Source organism: Botryobacter ruber, assembly GCF_003347595.2.
Lineage (GTDB): Bacteria > Bacteroidota > Bacteroidia > Cytophagales > Hymenobacteraceae > Pontibacter > Pontibacter ruber_A.
The window spans coordinates 1-18,247 of record NZ_QCZK02000010.1 but is presented as its reverse complement, the minus strand read 5'-3'; the positions used below and the strand labels follow the sequence as shown (position 1 = coordinate 18,247).

The following is an 18,247-nucleotide window of genomic DNA, read 5'->3' as shown; positions in this document are numbered from 1 at the left end:
CACATACATTGCCTTTCTTCAACTAAAACGATCAGCTATGCCTATGGTTTGAACCTGTTACTTTATCCCGTGCATGAAAAACAAATACACGCGGCTTCAATTAACCAATTATTTGCTGTAGCCTTAGCCAGAATCCTTTTTTCAAAGCTTCGTCAGCTAACTGGCACCGGAGCTGCAGCAAAGCGCTCACTCAACGTTTAACACTAAAGCAGTTTCATGAAAAACAGTTACTACTCTAAAAACTTACTAGCCTGCCTGTTCACGCTGGCCCTGATGGTTGCCGGTACGATAACAGGCTTTGCACAAACAATGGTGCATGTTCATCCAGTTCAATACGGAGAGAATGATTATTTTCCGAGGCCCAAAAACGTTGCTCCTGGGTCGGAGAACAACATTATTGCCGTTTTTGGAGCAAACATTAATGAAAATACTACGCTTACATCCGTTACGGTTACGACAGCAGGTACTTATACAACCGCTGATATCAAAAACAACGGCTTTAAGCTTTGGTTTGCCAACAGCAATACCTTTGATCCGTCCAATGTAGCGCAGGCGACCCTTATTTCCACGCAGGCTCCTGTGGCAAGTGGAAATAACCTGGTTTTCTCCGGACTATCCCAAAGCCTGGATGAGATGGGTTCTTACTTCTATGTTACAGCCGATGTGGCCGAAGAAGCTACAATGGACCGCACCCTTAGCCTTACAGCCACACCGCTCAGCAACATAGTGGTTGCTTCAGGAGAGGTGATGGGGGAGCCGCTGCCTGCCACTTCGGTGCAGACCATTGGTATGCCATTGCCTCAAATCAATATTTACGGGTATAATTACGATGCACGAAACATAGCGCCTGGGTCTGCAAGAAACTATTTATATGGTTTCCAGCTCAATGTAGCCGAAGCTAACGATGTTTTAACTTCACTGACGCTCCCTGTAAAGGGAACTGTAACGTCAGCAGATGTTGCTACTAATGGCTTCAGGTTGTGGTACTATGGCTCCGGTACAGATTATGAAGACGTTCTGGCTGGTTCAGCCTCCCTTTCTGAAAACGGTAACGTAGTTTTCTCCGGATTAAATCTCCCGCTAAACATGAACCAGGATGGCTATGGTGGCTACCAGTTCGAAGTTACGGTGGATCTGGCGCCTGGCGTAGCAGCAGGTAAGACCATCGGTATTGATCAGTTCCCGTTAAGCAACTTTACGTTTGAACGGGCCAGGGAAAGCGATGTGCAGGGATCGAATCCGATGTCGGAGGGGAATCTGAGTACGGTTGTAATACCTGATATTGCTATTGCTTCCCTGGGACCTGATGCCGGCGTGGTATCGCCCGGATCGGTGAACAGTGTGTTGTATAAACTAAGTATTGCAGCAAGCAAAGCCAATGCTTCTTTCACAGGCATTCGCTTTACTACCGGCGGAACCTACCAGGCTTCGGATATTGCCAGATTTAAGTTACTTGTAGGCGATGATGAAGAATATGAATCAGATGAAGTAATAGCCACCGCAGACGCTGTGGCCTCTGGTGGTGAGATCGTGTTTAATTTAACAGATGCCACCATGCGCGAAGGTGAAAATGTGGTGCTTTACCTGGTGGCAGATCTGGCTCCTGGCGCTGTAACAGGCAGAACCATCCAGGTTCAGGCTGTTGCACCGGCCAATATTACGGCTACTTCCGGTAATATCACAGGTACTACATCGGCAGGTGGCGTTCAGACCATCATGCTGCCGTCTGTGGCCTTTACCCCTGTCGGGCCTCCGGCTGGAAAAGTTTCGCCCGGTTCTTATGCGGCGCTGCATACCGTTAAAGTAGACGTAACGGGAGCTCCTGCCACTTTCCAGAGCGCTTCTTTCCAGATTAGCGGTACTTTCCAGCAGTCGGATCTTGGCTATGCCTACGACGAGGATGGGGATGGTATCGATGAAAGTGTAGAAGGTCTGTACCTGGTATACCACAAAACGCCAAACGTGCTGAATGAAATTGACAGCGAGGAAGAAGACCAATACGTAGCTTTGTTGAGCTACATACAATCTGTGCCGAACTCCGGAGAGACGGTTACTTTTAATGTAATCGGTGATGACGACGATACGAATCCAACCATTCCGTTAGGAACCGGATACATTACAGTTGTTACTGCTATTCGTGAAGATGCCGTTTTAGGCCGTACGATACAGCTTGCTTCTGCTGGTACTTCAGGTTATAGCTTTGTGTCTGGCAACAAATCCGGAACAACGGGTACTGGAGGTGTGCAGACCATAAGCGCACCGGCTATTACGGTTACTGCTGTGCCTACCCCGGCTGGCAACATTTCGATAGGCTCTCAGGAAGCGGTACTGTACAAAGTTAAACTGGATGTGACAGAGGGAACAGCCGTGCTGAAAAACCTTAAGTTTACTACCGGCGGAACGTACGAAGAAAATGACATCAGTTATTTTGAGCTCTTCTACAGTAAGGATGCGGAATTAAACTTGAATAATGATTACTACCTCGATTCCAAGTCTGCAGTAGCGAGTGGCGGTATTATCGAGTTTGATGATGATCTGGAAGACTTGCAAATAACCGCAGGCAACGCTGCTTATCTGTTCCTGGTAGCACGCGTGGACGGTGGAGATTCAGCCGGCAGAACTATTTTTATAGAGCCGACACCTGCAACGGCGTTCACCTTTGTAGCCGGTGATGTAACCGGAACTTTCCCGCTTCCTGCCGGAGGTGTGCAGACCTTTGCTGCTCCAACCTTAGCAGTTGCTGTGCCGGCCGTTGCGGCGCAGAATCTTGCTGGCGGCACCAACAACAACCTGGTGCACAAATTCAGTGTAACGGCCACCGGTGCCGATGCCTATCCGCAAAGTATAGGAGTGAAAGGACTTGGTACTTACACGTTCGAGGATTTGACCAGAGACGGCTTTAAAGTGTGGTTCAATACTGCCAACTCTTTTGCCGGAAGTCAACTTGTTGGCTCGTTTGGAACTTTTGGAAATGGTGCCAGCGTAGGTGCCGGTTTGTACGATATCACCATTAAAGCAGGAACAACTGGTTATTTCTTCATCACCGCTGATGTGTCTCCTTCAGCTGAGGCCGGGCATACGATGCAGTTGGAAATAGAAGATATATTCTTTTATTCCGGAATGGCTACACTACCGGAAGATACCAAATCGGCGGCACATACTATCGCGCAACCGGCAGCAGTGCCTACACTGGCTGTAACGTATCCAACGCTGTCGTCGTCCAGCCTGCAGAAAGGAGTAGCTGATAATGTGATTTACAGGTTCAATGTGGCGGCAACCGACGCCAATGCCAAGCTGAATTACATCGAGTTTTATACCGATGGTAACTACCACAGCTCCGACCTGGCAGCCAATGGCCTGAAGTTGTGGTACAACACCACCAACTCATTTGCAGGCAGCACCCTGGTAACCACCTTTGCAACCGATGGTACGGAGGGACCCGTAAGAGCTGCTTTAGAAAATGTACAGATCAATGCCGGCGCTACTGGCTATTTCTTTATCACGGCTTCTGTATCGCCGTCAGCAGTAAATAACCGTACCATCCGGATCGACGGGCTTTATGATCTGCAGTTTGCTTCCGGGTCTGTACAGATGACGGGTAGCAGAGGACCTCTCTTCACCATTAGTGCGCCACTGGCCATCACACTGGATGCTGACAAGAATGGAACGCTCGTTTACCCGAATCCGTACCGCCAGCAGGAAACCCTGACCATCGAAACGAACTCTGCGCATCCGAAGCTGGTGACTATCTATACCGCAACCGGTACCGTGGTACGCACCGTAGAGATGACGGATACAACGCAGGTAGTCCTGTCAAACCTGAGCAAAGGCCTGTACCTGGTAAAGGTGCAGCACCTGAAAAACAACCAGGTAGAAGTGAAGAAACTGCTGGTGCAGTAATTCAATTTTGATATCATTCAGAAAGGGCTTTCCGGGAGCGGGAGGCCCTTTTTTTATGCCCAGAAAGTTCTGCTGCCCCTGCCACCACAGTCGCTGCTCCTGTTGTCTGAATTTGGATTCGTCAGATTAAGGGATTATCAGGATCCTTTGTCTGAACCGCTGATTCGTTTGTCTGAACAAGATTAAGAAGATTAGTTGATGACCAGGATTAAGGTTTGTTTGTGGTTCGTGCTAGAGATGCGGGCACCACGTCTCTACAGCCGTTGGTTAAAGGGTTGAATGTTTTCAACCCCTACAAAATTCCCCGACTTTCTACCTTTCTACCTCTCAAACTCCTAAACTTTCTAACTTTCTAACTCAAAGTTTCCTCCCCAATAACCAATAACTATCTGAGGTGCCGCATGATGGCATAAGGAATTGGGGCCCAGAAAGCGGTTTTTACGCCTGCTTCTTTCAGGCCGCGGTTGGTCCAGTTGTTGCAGTTCCGGAGAATGTAGAACCTGCCGTGCGCTTCATAAAAGTTGTCTTCGCCGGAATAACCAGCACCAGGTATCAGGATAAACTCGCCGTCCTGCTGCTGAAAACTTTGCTGTAAAAAGGCCACCAGCTGCCGGTATTGCTCCTGCGACAGCTGAACAGGGCGCTGGTATTTGTTTACCGTAAGTGGGCGGGGGACATAATGCACATGCATGGCGCTGCGGGTGGGCCAGAAGAGGGCGGTGACGAACACGCCGGGGCGAAGGTCTTTCCATTCGGGTGTTTTCATGTAAAAGCGGCGGTCGCCCCAGCCAAAACCGACGTGCGTATAGCTGCTGTCGGCGTCGGCGTACTGGTCGAGGGGCAGGCGCGTGCGCCAGTCAAGTAAAGCAGTGCGAACGGGTACCACAATGTCGGTATGCACGCCGTTGTCCGTTACAAAAATCTGGACATCGCTGGTGTCGGTCTGGGCAAAGCTTTTGTTGACGGGGATGCTGCTCAGCACCAGTGCCAGCAGCAAAAATAAACATCCCAGAAGGAACAGGCTCCCCAGGAACTGGAAAATGCGCTTGAGTAGCTGTTTCAATACCTGGTGCATAAATTCTTTTTTCATTTGCAACGCGACGCACAGTTTAACATAGCAAAGCTTTTTATTTTTTGTTCCTCTTTATACGCTGATCTAGCCCCGGAAGTGGTTCTGGCTTTTAGGTGCACAGGGTGCCGGTCAGCAGTTTGCCAGGCCGGCACAACCTTCTTTCAAAACCGACGTGTTTATACACCCGGGATTTCTGTCGCTTTATTTTATGCAGGATAATCCTGTTTGAGCAGGTAATTTGTTATCTTGCTTACAGCAGAGGCAGTGGTGGCAGGTGCAGCAGAATTTCCGGGTCAGGTCGCAAGCAGTTGGTCGTTTGTAAACATTAAAATCAGAAAAAGATGGACATCATCACTTATCCCGCTCCTTCGGAATACGCCGATAACGTAAAAGCGTACATACAAGCTGCCCAGGCCGATGACCTGCTGGAGGGCCTGATGGCAAACCAGGTGTATGTGATCAACCACATGCTGGAGCTGAAGGAAGAGCAGTTTACCTTCAGGTACCAGCCCGATAAATGGAACATCAAGGAAATCCTTGTGCACCTGGTAGACTCGGAGCGGATATTTGCTTACCGGGCGCTCCGTTTTGCCCGCCAGGATACGACCGAACTTCCGGGCTTTGACCAGGACAACTACATCGGCCCTTCCAGAGCCAACAGCCGCACCATCACCAACATCCTCACCGAATATTCCGCCGTGCGTCAGGCAACCATGGCCCTGTTCCGGAGCTTCGATGCGGAAGCGCTGAACCAGGCAGGTGTGGCCAGTAAGCACCGGATTACCGTGCGGGCCTTGGGCTATACCATCCTGGGCCATGAAACGCATCATTTAAACATTATCCGGGAGCGATATTTAAATATTGCACTTTAAAAGCTATTTTGGTGCAGGCTGTAGTGCCGGAGCAGCCTTGTTGTCCTGATAAAAATTTAACAGAAGCAAACCATTGTATTGTGAACAGAAGAACGTATAGAATTTTATTGGCTGTGGCCTGTTTTGTTTTCGCCGGCGTTAAGGCATACCAGATCCTGCAGGGGGAGAGCACCACAGCAGATGTGCTGTTTATGATAGCTTTCCTGGTGTTTGGATTGACCTATGTGTGGGTGCTGCTGAAGAAGGATAAAAGACCGTGAAAGGATGTCTTTTTGTTGCCAGATGAAAGATAGATATGCAGCTTTCAATAACTACACTATGAACAAGTCAATTTTAATCTTCTTGTTGCTTTTACCCCTATTATCATGTGAAAGAAATGATTTTGCCCATGACTTTAGTGATAAATATTACGAAGATGATTTCGATCAATTTTTAGGCTTTTGGGTGCATTTCAGGAGCTTTGATAGTGATGGTAGTTTATTGTATTATGCAGGCCTTGATGACAGCATTTGTGATGTACCTGTGATAGTGAAAGTTAGGGGAGGAGTTGCAAATAAAGTTGAATCTATAGACCTGTCATTGGCAGAAAAGTATTGTAAGCAAACAACACCTGATACAATTGCTATAAGAAAGTTAGTACACGAATTTTTGACTTACGAAGTAGCATATTTAGAAGTGAGAAAAGATTCAACTGTTTTAGTTAATGACAGACAAGCAGAACAAGCACGCCTGATCAGATTGCCAAAATCCAAAGCTCCCAAAATGGTGGGCAAAGATTTACAGAATATAGAACATCTCAGAGGCAGGTGGTATGTCAGACATTGAAAGCTATACCCCAGTTCTAGGTGTGGTTTTTAACTACACCTATTTATTGATTTCTGTCGGTCCTGCACCTGAAAGAAGTAACGTTACAAATGCAGTGATTCTTGTTGATCTTAATATTTTAGAGTGTAGTTAAAAACTACACTCAGCAAGGGGTTAAGAGGAGATGTAATGAAAAAATTTGTGCTTATAGCCTTTTTGGTTACTTTATTTTTTGTGCAGTGCAGTCAGGTGCCTGGCCAATATATTAAAAAAGGGAAAGTTAATTCTCCCGCAGGAAGGTCGCGTTACCGAGTAAGTTTGTACCTGCAGCCAGATAGCACTTACAATTGTCGTTCTATAGTCTATTTCCGTGATAAAGTACTGAATGAGGATAATTTTAGGGGTACTTGGTGCTTGAATGGTGATACAGTAGTCTTAGTACATGACAATTTAATAGAAAGATGGTTGTTAAAGAATGGAAAAATAATAAAAATGGCGCCTAACAATTTAATGCTAATTAAGCTCAGGAAAGTAAGATAATCTAACTTCTCGTTTCTACTACAAATCCCCTTACACCGGATCCACATCCGCCACTACCCGCAATCCCTTAAAATCCGGCAACAGCATCAACTGGTGCACCGCTTTGGCTATTTCCCTTTTGGCAGCACTTAGCTTACCGCTTTCGCGGGGGAGCTTGATGTGGATTTCGTTCAGGAACATGTTCCGGATTTTGAAAATGTACGGCACCTCCGGACCCAGCACCTGTTGCTTGCTCAGCTTGTCCGTCAGGTCTTTGGCCAGTACGATGGCGGCATTTTCGGACGTCTTTTCATCGGCGTGCTTCACCGTCAGTTTAATCATGCGCACAAAGGGCGGGAAACCGAAGCGCATGCGCTCCTCTACCTCGTGCTCATACAAGGTTTCATAATCGTTGTTGCGCACCTTCCGGAAGATAGGCTGCAACGGGTCGCGCGTCTGGATGATGACGGCGCCTGGTTTGCCTTTTCGGCCTGCACGTCCGCTAACCTGCACAAACAACTGGTACGCCCGCTCGTGCGCCCTGAAGTCGGGGAAGTTGATGATGGTGTCGGCGTTGAGGATACCCACTAAGCTCACGTTCTCGAAATCGAGGCCTTTGGTCACCATTTGCGTTCCTACCAGCACATTCGTTCTGCCGCTCTCGAAGTCAGCGATGATTTGCTGATAGCTGTTCTTTTTCTTGGTGGTGTCGAGGTCCATGCGCTGGATTTCGGCGTTGGGCAGCAGCAGCTTTAGTTCGTCTTCCACTTTCTCCGTGCCGAAGCCCATGCTTTTGAGCGTGGTGGCGCCGCAGGCGGGGCAGTCCTGTGGCATGCGCTCGTGGTAACCGCAGTAGTGGCAGCGCAATTCGTGGTTGTATTTGTGGTAGGAGAGGCTGACAGCGCAGTTCTTGCATTTGGGTATCCAGGAGCATTCGTCGCAGGAGATGAAGGGGGCGTAGCCGCGGCGATTCTGGAACAAAATTACCTGCTCCTGACGCTTCAGGCGCTCCTCTATCCCGTTCAGCAATTGGCTCGAGAAATGGCTGTGCATATTCTTGCGCTTCTGCTCGTCGCGGATGTTCACCAGTTCGATGTCGGGCAGCTGTGCCTCGCCAAAGCGCTTGGTCATGCTTACCAGGCCCCAGCGGCCGGTCTTGCAGTTGTAGTACGATTCGATGGAAGGCGTGGCAGAGCCAAGCAATGTTTTCGCCCCCTGCAGGTGCGCCATCATGAGAGCCGTTTCGCGGGCATTGTAGCGTGGGGCCGGGTCGTACTGCTTGTACGAAGCCTCATGCTCTTCATCAATAATTATCAGCGACAGGCTGTGGAAAGGCAGAAAAATAGACGAACGCACGCCCACCACCACCTGGAACTTGCCGGATAAAATGCCCTGCCACACCTCGGCCCGCTCGTTGTCGGAGAACTTGGAATGGTATACGCCCAGCTTGTCGCCGAACACCTTCATCAGGCGCGTTACAATCTGGGCCGTCAGCGCAATTTCGGGCAGCAGGTAGAGCACCTGGCCGCCGCCTTCCAACGCGTGTTTGATCAGGTCGATGTACACTTCGGTTTTGCCGCTGCCTGTTACCCCGTGCAGCAGCACCGTTTCTTTGTCCTTGAACAGCCCCAGAATTTCCTCGCGCGCCTGCTCCTGGTGTTCCGACAGGGCCTTGGGCATTTGCATCTGGTCTGATTCGGTCGGGAAGCGGGATACCACCTGGTCGAACTGCTCCAGCACGCCTTTCTTGATTAAGGTGCTGATGGCGGAGTGGGAGAGGTGGGGGTTGCCGGTCAGGACGTTCTTTTCCAGCCCACGCAGGTTCAGGTTGATGTCCTGGTGCACGGGCACCTTCTGGAGGTAATTGAGCAGGATGTCGAGTTGCTTGGGATGGGGCGTGAGCTGGGCAAACAGCTCTTCCAGCATTCCTTCTTCCCGCACAAAATGCTCCGAGAGGCGCACCTTCTTCACCACCTTCGGCGAGTACTTGTCACTGACCTGCTCAAAAATAATAATCGCCTCTTTCTGGATAAGCGACTTAATGTACTTGTGGTAACTCTTGAGCTGCAGCAGGTTGCTTACCTCTGTGAAGGTGAGTGACTTGTTCTGCTCCAGCGCATAAATAATCTTCGCCTCCTGCGCCGCCAGCGGAATATCATCTTCCTCCGGGATGTAGCTCGGGTGCAGCTGGATGCGTGATTCGCTACTGAGTTTGAGCGCAGTGGGCAAAGCAGCGTTTATCACCTCGCCAATGGTGCACATGTAGTAGTCGGCAATCCACTTAAACAGCTTCAGCTGCGGTGCCGTCACGATAGGCTTGTCGTCGAGCACGTCCAGGATGTACTTGGCCTGGTAATCGACAGGCGCATTTTCGTGGATTTCAGCCACAATGCAGCTCAGCACCCGCTTCGAACCGAACTGCACAATGACCCGCGCCCCCTCCAATACCTCATCGTTCATTTCGAACGGGATGCGGTACGTGTACAGTTTGGGCAGCGGCAGGGGCAGGATGACGTCAGCAAAAAGCGTCACACGGTCCACGGCCTGCTCCGGCGGGTAATTAAAGTTAAGTAGCTCTGACAAGGGTGCTGGTGTTTACTACAGCAAAGGTCGTAAAAAAAATGGTGATATGCAGGTGTGGCTGTGGTGGGTGGTGCAGCTGTATTAAAGACCTCGCAGTGTGCGCAGCTCCTGCGAGTGTCTGAGCCAGTAGCATCAACCGCTCACTATCTTTCCTTTTTCATTACCTTATAATATGATAGAATACCGTTGTAGCAGGCTTTTCTGCCGCCAGACACTCGCAGGAGCTGCGCACACTGCGAGGTCCTTTGATACTGTGCAGAGGCTCTGGTGACAGCTACAATGAAGGGAATTTACCCTCCTCATCCTTCCGTTGCAGTTGCTCCAGCGCCTCCGCAACCGTATGCACCGGGCGCTGGCAGGTTTTGTTGTAGCAGACGTAGAGAGTGGTCTGGCCGTTGATGGCTTCTTTGTCCTGCAGCAGGGCCAGGTCGCTTTTAGCCACTTTGCCAAGTAGCACCTTGTTGGGCAGGTAAAACATGCTCAGTTCGGAGCGCATTTCGGAGGCTGCACCACCCACGATAGCCACTTCTGCTGTCGGGGTGAGCTTATGGGCGTAGAGGGCGGCCCAGTTGCTCAGGTGCGACGGCTCTTTTACCACCAGGTCTTTCACTTTGCCCAGCATCTTGTCCGACAGCGAACTGTAGTCCTCGTTGTCGAAGAGCAGGCCCAGGAAGTGCAGGTTGGTCGCCATGACGGAGTTGGAGGCGGGCACGACGTTGTCGAAGAGTTCCTTTTTGCGGGCAATCAGTTTTTCAGAGCTGTTGTCGGTAAAGTAGAAGAGCTCCTCTTTTTCGTCGAAGAAATGGGTTAGCGTATAATCAGCCAGTTGCTTTGCCTCCAGTAGCCACTGTTCCTCGAAGGTAACTTCGTAGAGCCGGAGGAGCGCCCGGATGAGCAGGGCGTAATCTTCCAGGAAGCCGTCGATGGTGGCTTTGCCTTCTTTGTAGTTGTGAAACACCTTCCCATCCTTTTTAAGGTGTTGCAGCAGAAAGTGCGCGTTTTGTTGCGCCAGCGCCAGAAAGTGCTTGTCGCCAAAGGCGTAATAGGCATCGGCCAGGCCGCGTAGCATGAGTGCATTCCAGGAGCAGAGAATCTTATCGTCAAGGCCGGGGCGGATGCGGTTGGCGCGGGCGCCCATGATTTTCTTTTTCCAGCCTTTTACCAGCTCCTGCACAACGTCCGGTTCCAGCTCGTTTTCGGCGGCAAATATTTCATCCGGACTGGTGCGGTGCAGGATGTTGCGGCCGTGCTCGAAGTTTCCTTCTGCCGTAATGTTGTAGTACCTGGAAAACAACGGCTCTTCATCCCCCAGCAGCTCCTGCAACTCTTCTTTAGTGAAGGTATAGAACTTGCCTTCCTCGCCTTCGCTGTCGGCATCCAGAGAGGAGTAGAACCCACCTTCAGGACTCATGAGTTCACGTTCTACAAAGGCGATAGTCTCGTACACCACCTCTTTATACAATGGCTCTTTTGTAACCTGATAAGCTTCGGAGTATAGGCTAACGAGCTGACCGTTGTCGTAGAGCATTTTTTCGAAGTGGGGCACGAGCCAGGCTTCGTCTACGGAGTAGCGGGCAAAGCCGCCGCCGGCCTGGTCGTAAATGCCGCCCCAGGCCATTTCGCGCAGTGTCAGGTTGACGTGCTGCAGGGCAGCCTCGTCGTGGGTGTGGCTGTAGTAGCGGAGCAGGAACAGGTAATTGGACGGCATCGGGAACTTGGGCGCCCGGTCCAGCCCGCCCAGCACCTTATCAAACCGGACGCTGAGGTTGTAGTACATCAGCTGGAAATCTTTTACGTCGAACCCGGTGCCGCTTTTGCCCAGGCCATACTTGTCGAGGTCGCTGCGGTTGAGGTGTGTCACGAACTGTTCTGCCGAGTTGTTCAGCTCTTCGCGGTTCTTCTCGTAGGCGCTGGCAATGTTCTGCAGCAGGCCCAGCCACTGCTTTGGCTGGAAATAGGTGCCTCCGTAGAAGGGTTTTGCCTCCGAATTCAGGAACACGTTGAGTGGCCAGCCTCCCTGCAATCCCATCGCCTGCAGCGCATCCATGTACACGGCATCCACATCGGGCCGTTCTTCGCGGTCTACCTTGATACAGATGAAATGGCGGTTCATGACCTGGGCAATCTGCTCATTCTCAAACGACTGGTGCTCCATCACGTGGCACCAGTGGCAGGCCGCGTACCCGATGCTCACCAGGACAGGCTTGTTTTCAGCTCGTGCTTTTTTCAAGGCTTCTTCGCCCCAGGGGTACCAGTCGACCGGGTTGTAGGCGTGCTGCAGCAGGTAAGGACTGCTTTCGTGGATGAGGCGGTTTGCTTTTTTTTCTGCTGTCATACGTTTTTTTCTTCGGGTGTGGCTGTATAGGGTTGTACGCCAGGTGATGGAATGGGATTGTGTTTACAGGCTGGCTCAAGGTAATAAATACGAATTTAAATTCATGCTCCTGAGTTTGCTTAGAAGACCTCGCAGCGTTTTCAAGACCTGCGAGCGTCTCAGGGGGCGGCAACCGGAGTCGTTCTGCCACCAGACGCTCGCAGGAGCTGCGCACGCTGCGAGGTCTTTTAAGATGCTGCTGTAGCATCCGGAGAGCAGAAAGTGGATTCTTCTATTCGCATCAGAACGGCAGTCGCTGGTCCTCCAACTGCTGTATTTCCGCGGAAGCGTTTAGCTGGTACTTCTTTTCCAGCTGTTGCACCTGTTGAATGGTGTTCTTCAAAAAAGCCTGGTGCGCCTCCGTATGCGGGTGAAAAGGTTTGTGTGCCAGTGCCCGCCGTATCTTTTCCCATTCCTGGGTGAAGGTGTAGAAGTCGGGGTGGTAGTAGGCGTGCAGGAACTTCTGCCAGATGTAATCTTCTGCCACATCGGTGGGGTGCACCATATCGCGTTTGTAGAAGCGGTAGTCGCGGAGGTCGTCGAGCATGATTTCGTAGGCCGGAAAGTAATGCACGCCCGCATGCGCTTCTTTGAGCTGGTGGCAGGCCAGGCGCAGGACAGACTTGCTAACGCTGTTGATTTCGATAGTCTCCTTGATATGCCGCACCGGGCTCACCGTGAGCAGCACCTGTATCTCCGGGTTGAACTGCTGCAGCCGGTCGTATAGGTTGTTGAAGGCCGTGACAATAACTTCAGGCGGTAACAGAGTTCGCGTGAACTGCCTGGCAGGCAGCTTGTGACAGTTGGCCACCAGTTCGCCGGTTTCGGCGAGGCTGTAGCCCACGGCAGTACCGACGGTAAAAATCAGCAGCCGCGCCTGTTTCAGCTGCTCCCCGGTTAGCTGCAGCCGGTCCCGGATAAGACGGAGAAGCTCAGCCTTGTCGGGCGAGGAGACGGAAGAGTGGAGGTCGTAGGCGTACCAGATGCCGTTGTGCTGCACCAGGTGCTCTTCAAAGTCATACTCCTTCCCCAGCGCCGCCTCCAGCAGCAGGCAAGCCGACAGCGGATTAAAGATAGTCCCAAACGGATTCACCAGCGCCGGCACTTTGTTCTTCGTCAGCTTGGTGCCAATCACTTCGGCAAAGCAGGAACCAATGGTGAGCACGCGGTCCTGTAAGGTGAGCTGTAGTTGGGAAGGCGGTAGCTGTACTTCGGTCCGGAACATCTGGAGGTTACTTTTTTCCAAATATACGGAATCCTGCTCAGGGTAAACACGCCTTTCTGGTTCACTGCACCTGCCACCATTGCCACTGCTCCTTGTCTGAACCTTTGATTTACAGTGAATTGAATGATTGCAGTGATTTTTTATTTCTATGATTATTTGTCTTTTGTCTGAACCAGGATTGAAAGGATTTTAGGATTATCAGGATTGCAAAGGTGGCGGACCAGTCAGAAATTCTGATTCGGAAAAATCATCGCAATCAATTTAATCACTGTAAATCAAAGGTTAAAAAAAAAACGGCTGACAAGTACCCCTGCCAGCCGCTTTTCTATTTGCTGTCTTACCTGCTGCTTACTTCACTTTTACTTTTGCAGGAGCCGGTTTCTTTTTGGTGTTTTTCAGCTCTTTCACCGGAAAGCCGCGTTTGCGCATCAGGGCCTCTATTTGCGGGTCGCGGCCACGGAAAGCGCGGTAGCCTTCGGCGGGGTCGATGGTGTTGCCTACGGAGAAGATGTGCTGCCGCAGCCTTTGGGCAACAGACTTGTCATAAGGTCCGCCTGCCTCGGTGAAGGCATTGTAGGCGTCGGCGGTAAGTACATCCGACCAGAGGTAGCTGTAATAACCGGCGGAGTAGGAATCGCTCGAGAAGATATGCATGAACTGTGGCGTGCGGTGTCGCATCACAATTTCAGATGGCATACCCAAAGCGGCAAGCGTTTCGCGCTCAAAATCATCCGGGTTGATTTTCTGATCGCCGGCCAGGTGCAGCTTCATGTCGATGAGCGCGCTTGACAGGAACTCTGTAGTAGCAAAGCCTTCGTTAAAGGTAGAGGCACGCTCGATGCGGTCTACCAGCGCCTGCGGAATGGGCTGGCCGGTTTTGTAATGCACGGCAAACTGCTGCAACACCTCCGGTGTCGACAACCAATGCTCCAGCAACTGCGACGGGAATTCTACATAATCGCGGGCAACGGCGGTGCCGGAGAGCGAGGGATAGGTCACGTCAGAGGAGAGTCCGTGGAGGGCGTGGCCGAACTCGTGGAAGAGCGTGCGGGCATCGTCCCAGGAAATGAGCACGGGCTCCCCCGGATTCCCCTTCACAAAGTTGGAGTTGTTCGACACAATAGCCGTAACAGGCTTGTCCATTTTTTCCTGGCGGCGGTAGAAGTTCATCCAGGCGCCGGAGCGCTTGCCGGTGCGGGCATACGGGTCGAAGTACCAGAGGCCTACATGCTTTCCGGTAGTTTTATTTGTTACTTCCCACACCCGCACATCCGGGTGAAACACCGGCAGATTGGTAACAGGCGCAAAACTGAAGTCGAACAACTCGCCTGCTACCCAGAACATGCCTTCGCGCAGTTTCTCGAGTTGCAGGTACTCTTTTACTTCGTTCTGGTCGAGGTTGTAGCGGGCTTTGCGTACTTTTTCGGCGTAGTAGCGGTAATCCCAGGGTTCTATCTTAATGTTGGCGCCTTCTTTTTTAGCGAGAGCCTGCATGTCGGCTACTTCTTCTTTTACGCGGGCTACGGCAGGTTTCCAGACAGCTTCCATCAGTTCCATGGTACGTTCCGGTGTTTTGGCCATGGTGTTTTCGAGGCGCCAGTGGGCGTGTGTCTCGTAGCCCAGCAGCTTGGCACGCTCCGCCCGCAGTTGGAGAATTTCGGTAATAATGGCATTGTTATCGTGTTCGCCGCCATTGTCACCGCGGTTCACGAACATGCGCCACACTTTCTCGCGCAGGTCGCGGCGGTCGGAGTAGGTCAGGAAGGGGTCGACGGAAGAACGGGTGTTGGTGATGACCCAGGCACCCGGCTTATCTTTTGCTTTTGCGGCAGCCGCAGCAGCTTCGCGCACCGATTGCGGCAGCCCGGCCAGGTCTTCCTCTTTTTCCAGGACCAGCATCTGCTCCCCTTCGTCGGCGAGTACGTTCTGGCTGAAACGGGTGAAGAGGCCGGCCAGTTGCTGGTTTATCTCCGAAAGGCGGGCTTTGGCGTTCGCGTCGAGTTTAGCCCCGGCACGAACGAAGTTGGTATAGTAGAGCCATGCCAGCCGCTGCTCCTCCGGCGTCAGTTTCGCTTTTTCCGGCGAGTTGTATACCGCTTCAATGCGTTTGAAAAGAGCTTCGTTCTGGGTGATCTTATCGGAGAAGGCAGCCAGTTTCGGCGCCATTTCCCGCTCTACCACCTGGAATTCCGGGCCGTTCATGTTCGAGCTCCAGATGCCGTAGTAGGTGCGCACGCGGTCGAGGGTTTCGCCTGCCCGCTCCATTGCTGCCAGGGTATTCTCAAAAGTTGGCGCTTCCGGATTGGCAGCGATCGCTTCTACTTCGGCCAGGTTTTGTTCCATGGCTGCCTCGAGTGCTGGCTTAAAGTAGCTTACCTGTACCTTGTCGAAAGCCGGTACGCCGCCGTAAGGGCCGGTCCAGGGGGCAAGGAGTGGGTTCTGCTGGGTTTGGGTGCCTACTGCAACAGCAGCCTCCGGTGGTGTGGTCTGTGTTTTGCTGCTGGTGCAGCCGGTTGTCAGAAAAAGGGCTATTGCTGTTGCGAAGGGCAGCAGGCTATAGCGGCGGGTAATAAGGGTACGCATAAATGGTTTTTCCTTTGGGTTTAATAGGGTGTCAGTAGTACAATTTAATCATTCAACACGAATGATTTATACAATTATCCTGCCTTTTTAGAAGGTGGTTGTATAAGTGTCTGATGTTATGGGATGCACAGCCATAAAAAAAGCGTCCTGCTGTGGGGCGGGACGCTTCTTTATGATGAAGTATTGTTACTTCCGTATTACTCAGCTACTACGTTGAAACGTACCTGGTGCTTCACTTCTTTGTGCAGGTTCAGCGTAGCAGTATATTCGCCGGCTGTTTTCACATCCTGGTCGAAAGAAATACGCTTACGGTCTACGTCGAAACCTTTAGCTTTAAGTGCATCAGAAAGTTGCAGGGTAGTAACAGAACCGAAGATTTTACCGGTCTCGCCTACTTTCGCAGTCAGTTCAATAGGAGTTTCGCCGATGCTGTTAGCCAGATCCTGCGCTTCTGTTTTGATTTTTTCTGCTTTGTGAGAAGCCTGACGGATGTTCTCAGCTACTACTTTCTTGTTTGATTCGTTTGCGATAACGGCCAGTCCTTGCGGGATCAGGTAGTTACGGCCATAGCCTGGCTTTACTTTAACGATATCGTTTTTGTAGCCAACGCCTTTAACGTCATCTTTAAGTATAATTTCCATTGTTCAGTCCCTCCTTATTTTAAAGAATCCGTTACATAAGGTAGAATAGCAAGGTGACGTGCACGGGCTACAGCCTGAGAAACTTTACGCTGGAACTTCAAGCTTGTACCTGTTAATCTTCTTGGAAGAATTTTACCTTGCTCGTTTACAAACTTCAGTAAGAAGTTTCCGTCTTTGTAATCGATGTATTTGATACCGCTTTTTTTGAATCGGCAGTATTTCTGACGGTTTTCCTGTTTGTGTACTCTTTCGTTTACTAAGCTCATTATGCTTTAACCTCCTCTTTTTTAGCCTGAGATTTAAACTCGCCTTTTCTTCTGCGCTCGTTGTAAGCAACCGCGTGCTTGTCAAGGGCAGTAGTTAAGAAGCGAACAACTTTTTCATCACGGCGATAAGCCAGCTCAAGTGGATCAACGATAGTACCCGGAGCTTTAAACTCGATGAGGTGGTAGAAGCCTGTCGATTTTTTCTGGATTGGATAAGCCAGTTTACGCAGACCCCAGTTCTCTTCGTGAATAATGTCGGCGCCATTTTCCTTAAGCACCTGTCTGAACTTCTCGACCGTCTCTTGCATCTGCACCTCGTTCAGCAACGGGGTCAGGATGAAGACCGTTTCGTAATTTTTTAATTCCATGTCGAATTTAGAATTTTTTATATTTAGCCTGCAAAAGTAGTGGGTTTTATCCTGTAAAGCAAGTGATTGTGCAGATATTTGCTAAACGGGAGGCAACAGGAACTCCGGGTGGTGAAAGTTGGTGAAAACAGTGGCAGAATGAATAGCCTGAAAAATTGTTTTCACGCATGGAGAGGATTTAGTTTTATTTATATGTAAATTTCGTTTTCTTTGGTGAATAAACTAACAGTTGTTGTTAAAGGTCTTGGAGTGTCTGCTTCTTTTGCATATCTTTCAGGTACTGTTACTGTTATTTTCGGATTTGTAGCTCCTGCTGAGCAGGACCCGAAATGCTTCAGCCCGACTGCTTGTAAAGCTATGACTGGCTGGGGTAGTGCGATGGCAGCGCTTTTCAGCACGAAGCGGAGCAGGGAGTGAAAAGGAAATTAAAAAGCCAAAAAATAATAACGAGCAAATTTATGAGCAGCAGTACAGCACCCAAAGCACCCTTAATCCGGCCGGGTATTCTCTGGCCCTTTATTCTTATCACCAGCCTTTTCTTTCTGTGGGGCCTGGCTAATAATATGACCGATACGCTGCTGGCTGCTTTCAAGCGCATTATGAGCATGAGCGACTTCCAGACTTCCTGGATTCAGATTGCCTTCTACGGCTCTTACTTCTGCCTGGCGCTGCCTGCTGCTATTATTATTAAGAAGTATACTTACAAAACAGGCGTACTGCTCGGGCTGGGGCTCTTCATCCTGGGTTCGCTGCTCTTTTACCCGGCCAGCCTTACCATGGCTTACGGTCACTTCCTGGCGGCGCTCTTTATCCTGGCCGGTGGTTTGTCTATCCTGGAAACGGCTGCTAATCCTTACATTGTGGCCATGGGGCCGGATGCTTCCGGTACACGGCGGCTCAACCTGGCGCAGTCGTTTAACCCGATTGGCTCTATTACCGGCGTGCTGCTCAGCAAGCTTTTTATTCTTTCGCACCTCAACCAGTCGAGTGCCGAAGAGCGGGCCGCGATGGATGATGCGCAGTTGGCTGCTATTCAGTCG

General features: G+C 50.7%; 13 protein-coding genes. 5 read left to right on the top strand and 8 right to left on the bottom strand.

Features of this window, described 5'->3' with window-relative positions; translation table 11 throughout:
- Positions 1-216 precede the first annotated feature (216 nt).
- Complete coding sequence (locus DCW36_RS01595) at positions 217-3,900, top strand: T9SS type A sorting domain-containing protein (RefSeq protein ID WP_114781753.1); 3,684 nt, start codon at positions 217-219, stop codon at positions 3,898-3,900.
- Positions 3,901-4,285: 385 nt separating this feature from the next.
- On the opposite strand, the gene DCW36_RS01590 is transcribed toward DCW36_RS01595, so the two are convergent.
- On the bottom strand, positions 4,286-4,990 hold the full coding sequence (locus DCW36_RS01590; RefSeq protein WP_114781752.1) for a TIGR02117 family protein: 705 nt from the start codon (positions 4,988-4,990) through the stop codon (positions 4,286-4,288).
- Between the two features lie 323 nt (positions 4,991-5,313).
- Here DCW36_RS01590 and DCW36_RS01585 point away from each other — a divergent pair, with 323 nt between their 5' ends.
- From DCW36_RS01585 to DCW36_RS01575, 3 genes are all read left to right on the top strand, one after another.
- On the top strand, positions 5,314-5,844 hold the full coding sequence (locus DCW36_RS01585; RefSeq protein ID WP_114781751.1) for a DinB family protein: 531 nt from the start codon (positions 5,314-5,316) through the stop codon (positions 5,842-5,844).
- Between the two features lie 80 nt (positions 5,845-5,924).
- Positions 5,925-6,104 carry a hypothetical protein gene (locus tag DCW36_RS01580; RefSeq protein WP_128396930.1) on the top strand — a complete coding sequence of 60 codons (180 nt, stop codon included), beginning with the start codon at positions 5,925-5,927 and terminating at the stop codon, positions 6,102-6,104.
- A gap of 58 nt (positions 6,105-6,162) precedes the next feature.
- On the top strand, positions 6,163-6,669 hold the full coding sequence (locus tag DCW36_RS01575) for a hypothetical protein (RefSeq protein WP_125185350.1): 507 nt from the start codon (positions 6,163-6,165) through the stop codon (positions 6,667-6,669).
- Positions 6,670-7,218: 549 nt separating this feature from the next.
- Here DCW36_RS01575 and priA read toward each other — a convergent pair.
- From priA to rpsF, 7 genes are all read right to left on the bottom strand, one after another.
- A complete protein-coding gene (gene priA / locus DCW36_RS01570; protein WP_114781750.1) occupies positions 7,219-9,750 on the bottom strand; it encodes a replication restart helicase PriA in 2,532 nt (843 codons plus the stop codon).
- Between the two features lie 274 nt (positions 9,751-10,024).
- A complete protein-coding gene (locus tag DCW36_RS01565; protein WP_114781749.1) occupies positions 10,025-12,085 on the bottom strand; it encodes a thioredoxin domain-containing protein in 2,061 nt (686 codons plus the stop codon).
- A gap of 280 nt (positions 12,086-12,365) precedes the next feature.
- On the bottom strand, positions 12,366-13,370 hold the full coding sequence (locus DCW36_RS01560; RefSeq protein ID WP_240676003.1) for a GSCFA domain-containing protein: 1,005 nt from the start codon (positions 13,368-13,370) through the stop codon (positions 12,366-12,368).
- Between the two features lie 327 nt (positions 13,371-13,697).
- Complete coding sequence (locus tag DCW36_RS01555) at positions 13,698-15,932, bottom strand: M3 family metallopeptidase (RefSeq protein WP_114781747.1); 2,235 nt, start codon at positions 15,930-15,932, stop codon at positions 13,698-13,700.
- 197 nt (positions 15,933-16,129) lie between these two features.
- Positions 16,130-16,573, bottom strand: a complete 444-nt coding sequence (gene rplI / locus DCW36_RS01550; protein ID WP_114781746.1) for a 50S ribosomal protein L9 — start codon at positions 16,571-16,573, stop codon at positions 16,130-16,132.
- Positions 16,574-16,587: 14 nt separating this feature from the next.
- Positions 16,588-16,839 carry a 30S ribosomal protein S18 gene (rpsR, locus tag DCW36_RS01545; protein WP_007652662.1) on the bottom strand — a complete coding sequence of 84 codons (252 nt, stop codon included), beginning with the start codon at positions 16,837-16,839 and terminating at the stop codon, positions 16,588-16,590.
- Complete coding sequence (gene rpsF / locus DCW36_RS01540; RefSeq protein WP_114781745.1) at positions 16,839-17,207, bottom strand: 30S ribosomal protein S6; 369 nt, start codon at positions 17,205-17,207, stop codon at positions 16,839-16,841. Before rpsF ends, rpsR begins: the two co-directional genes overlap by 1 nt.
- Positions 17,208-17,665: 458 nt before the next feature.
- Between rpsF and DCW36_RS01535 the strand changes: the two genes are divergently transcribed.
- A partial coding sequence (locus DCW36_RS01535; protein WP_114781826.1) for an MFS transporter occupies positions 17,666-18,247 on the top strand: 582 nt, incomplete at its 3' end.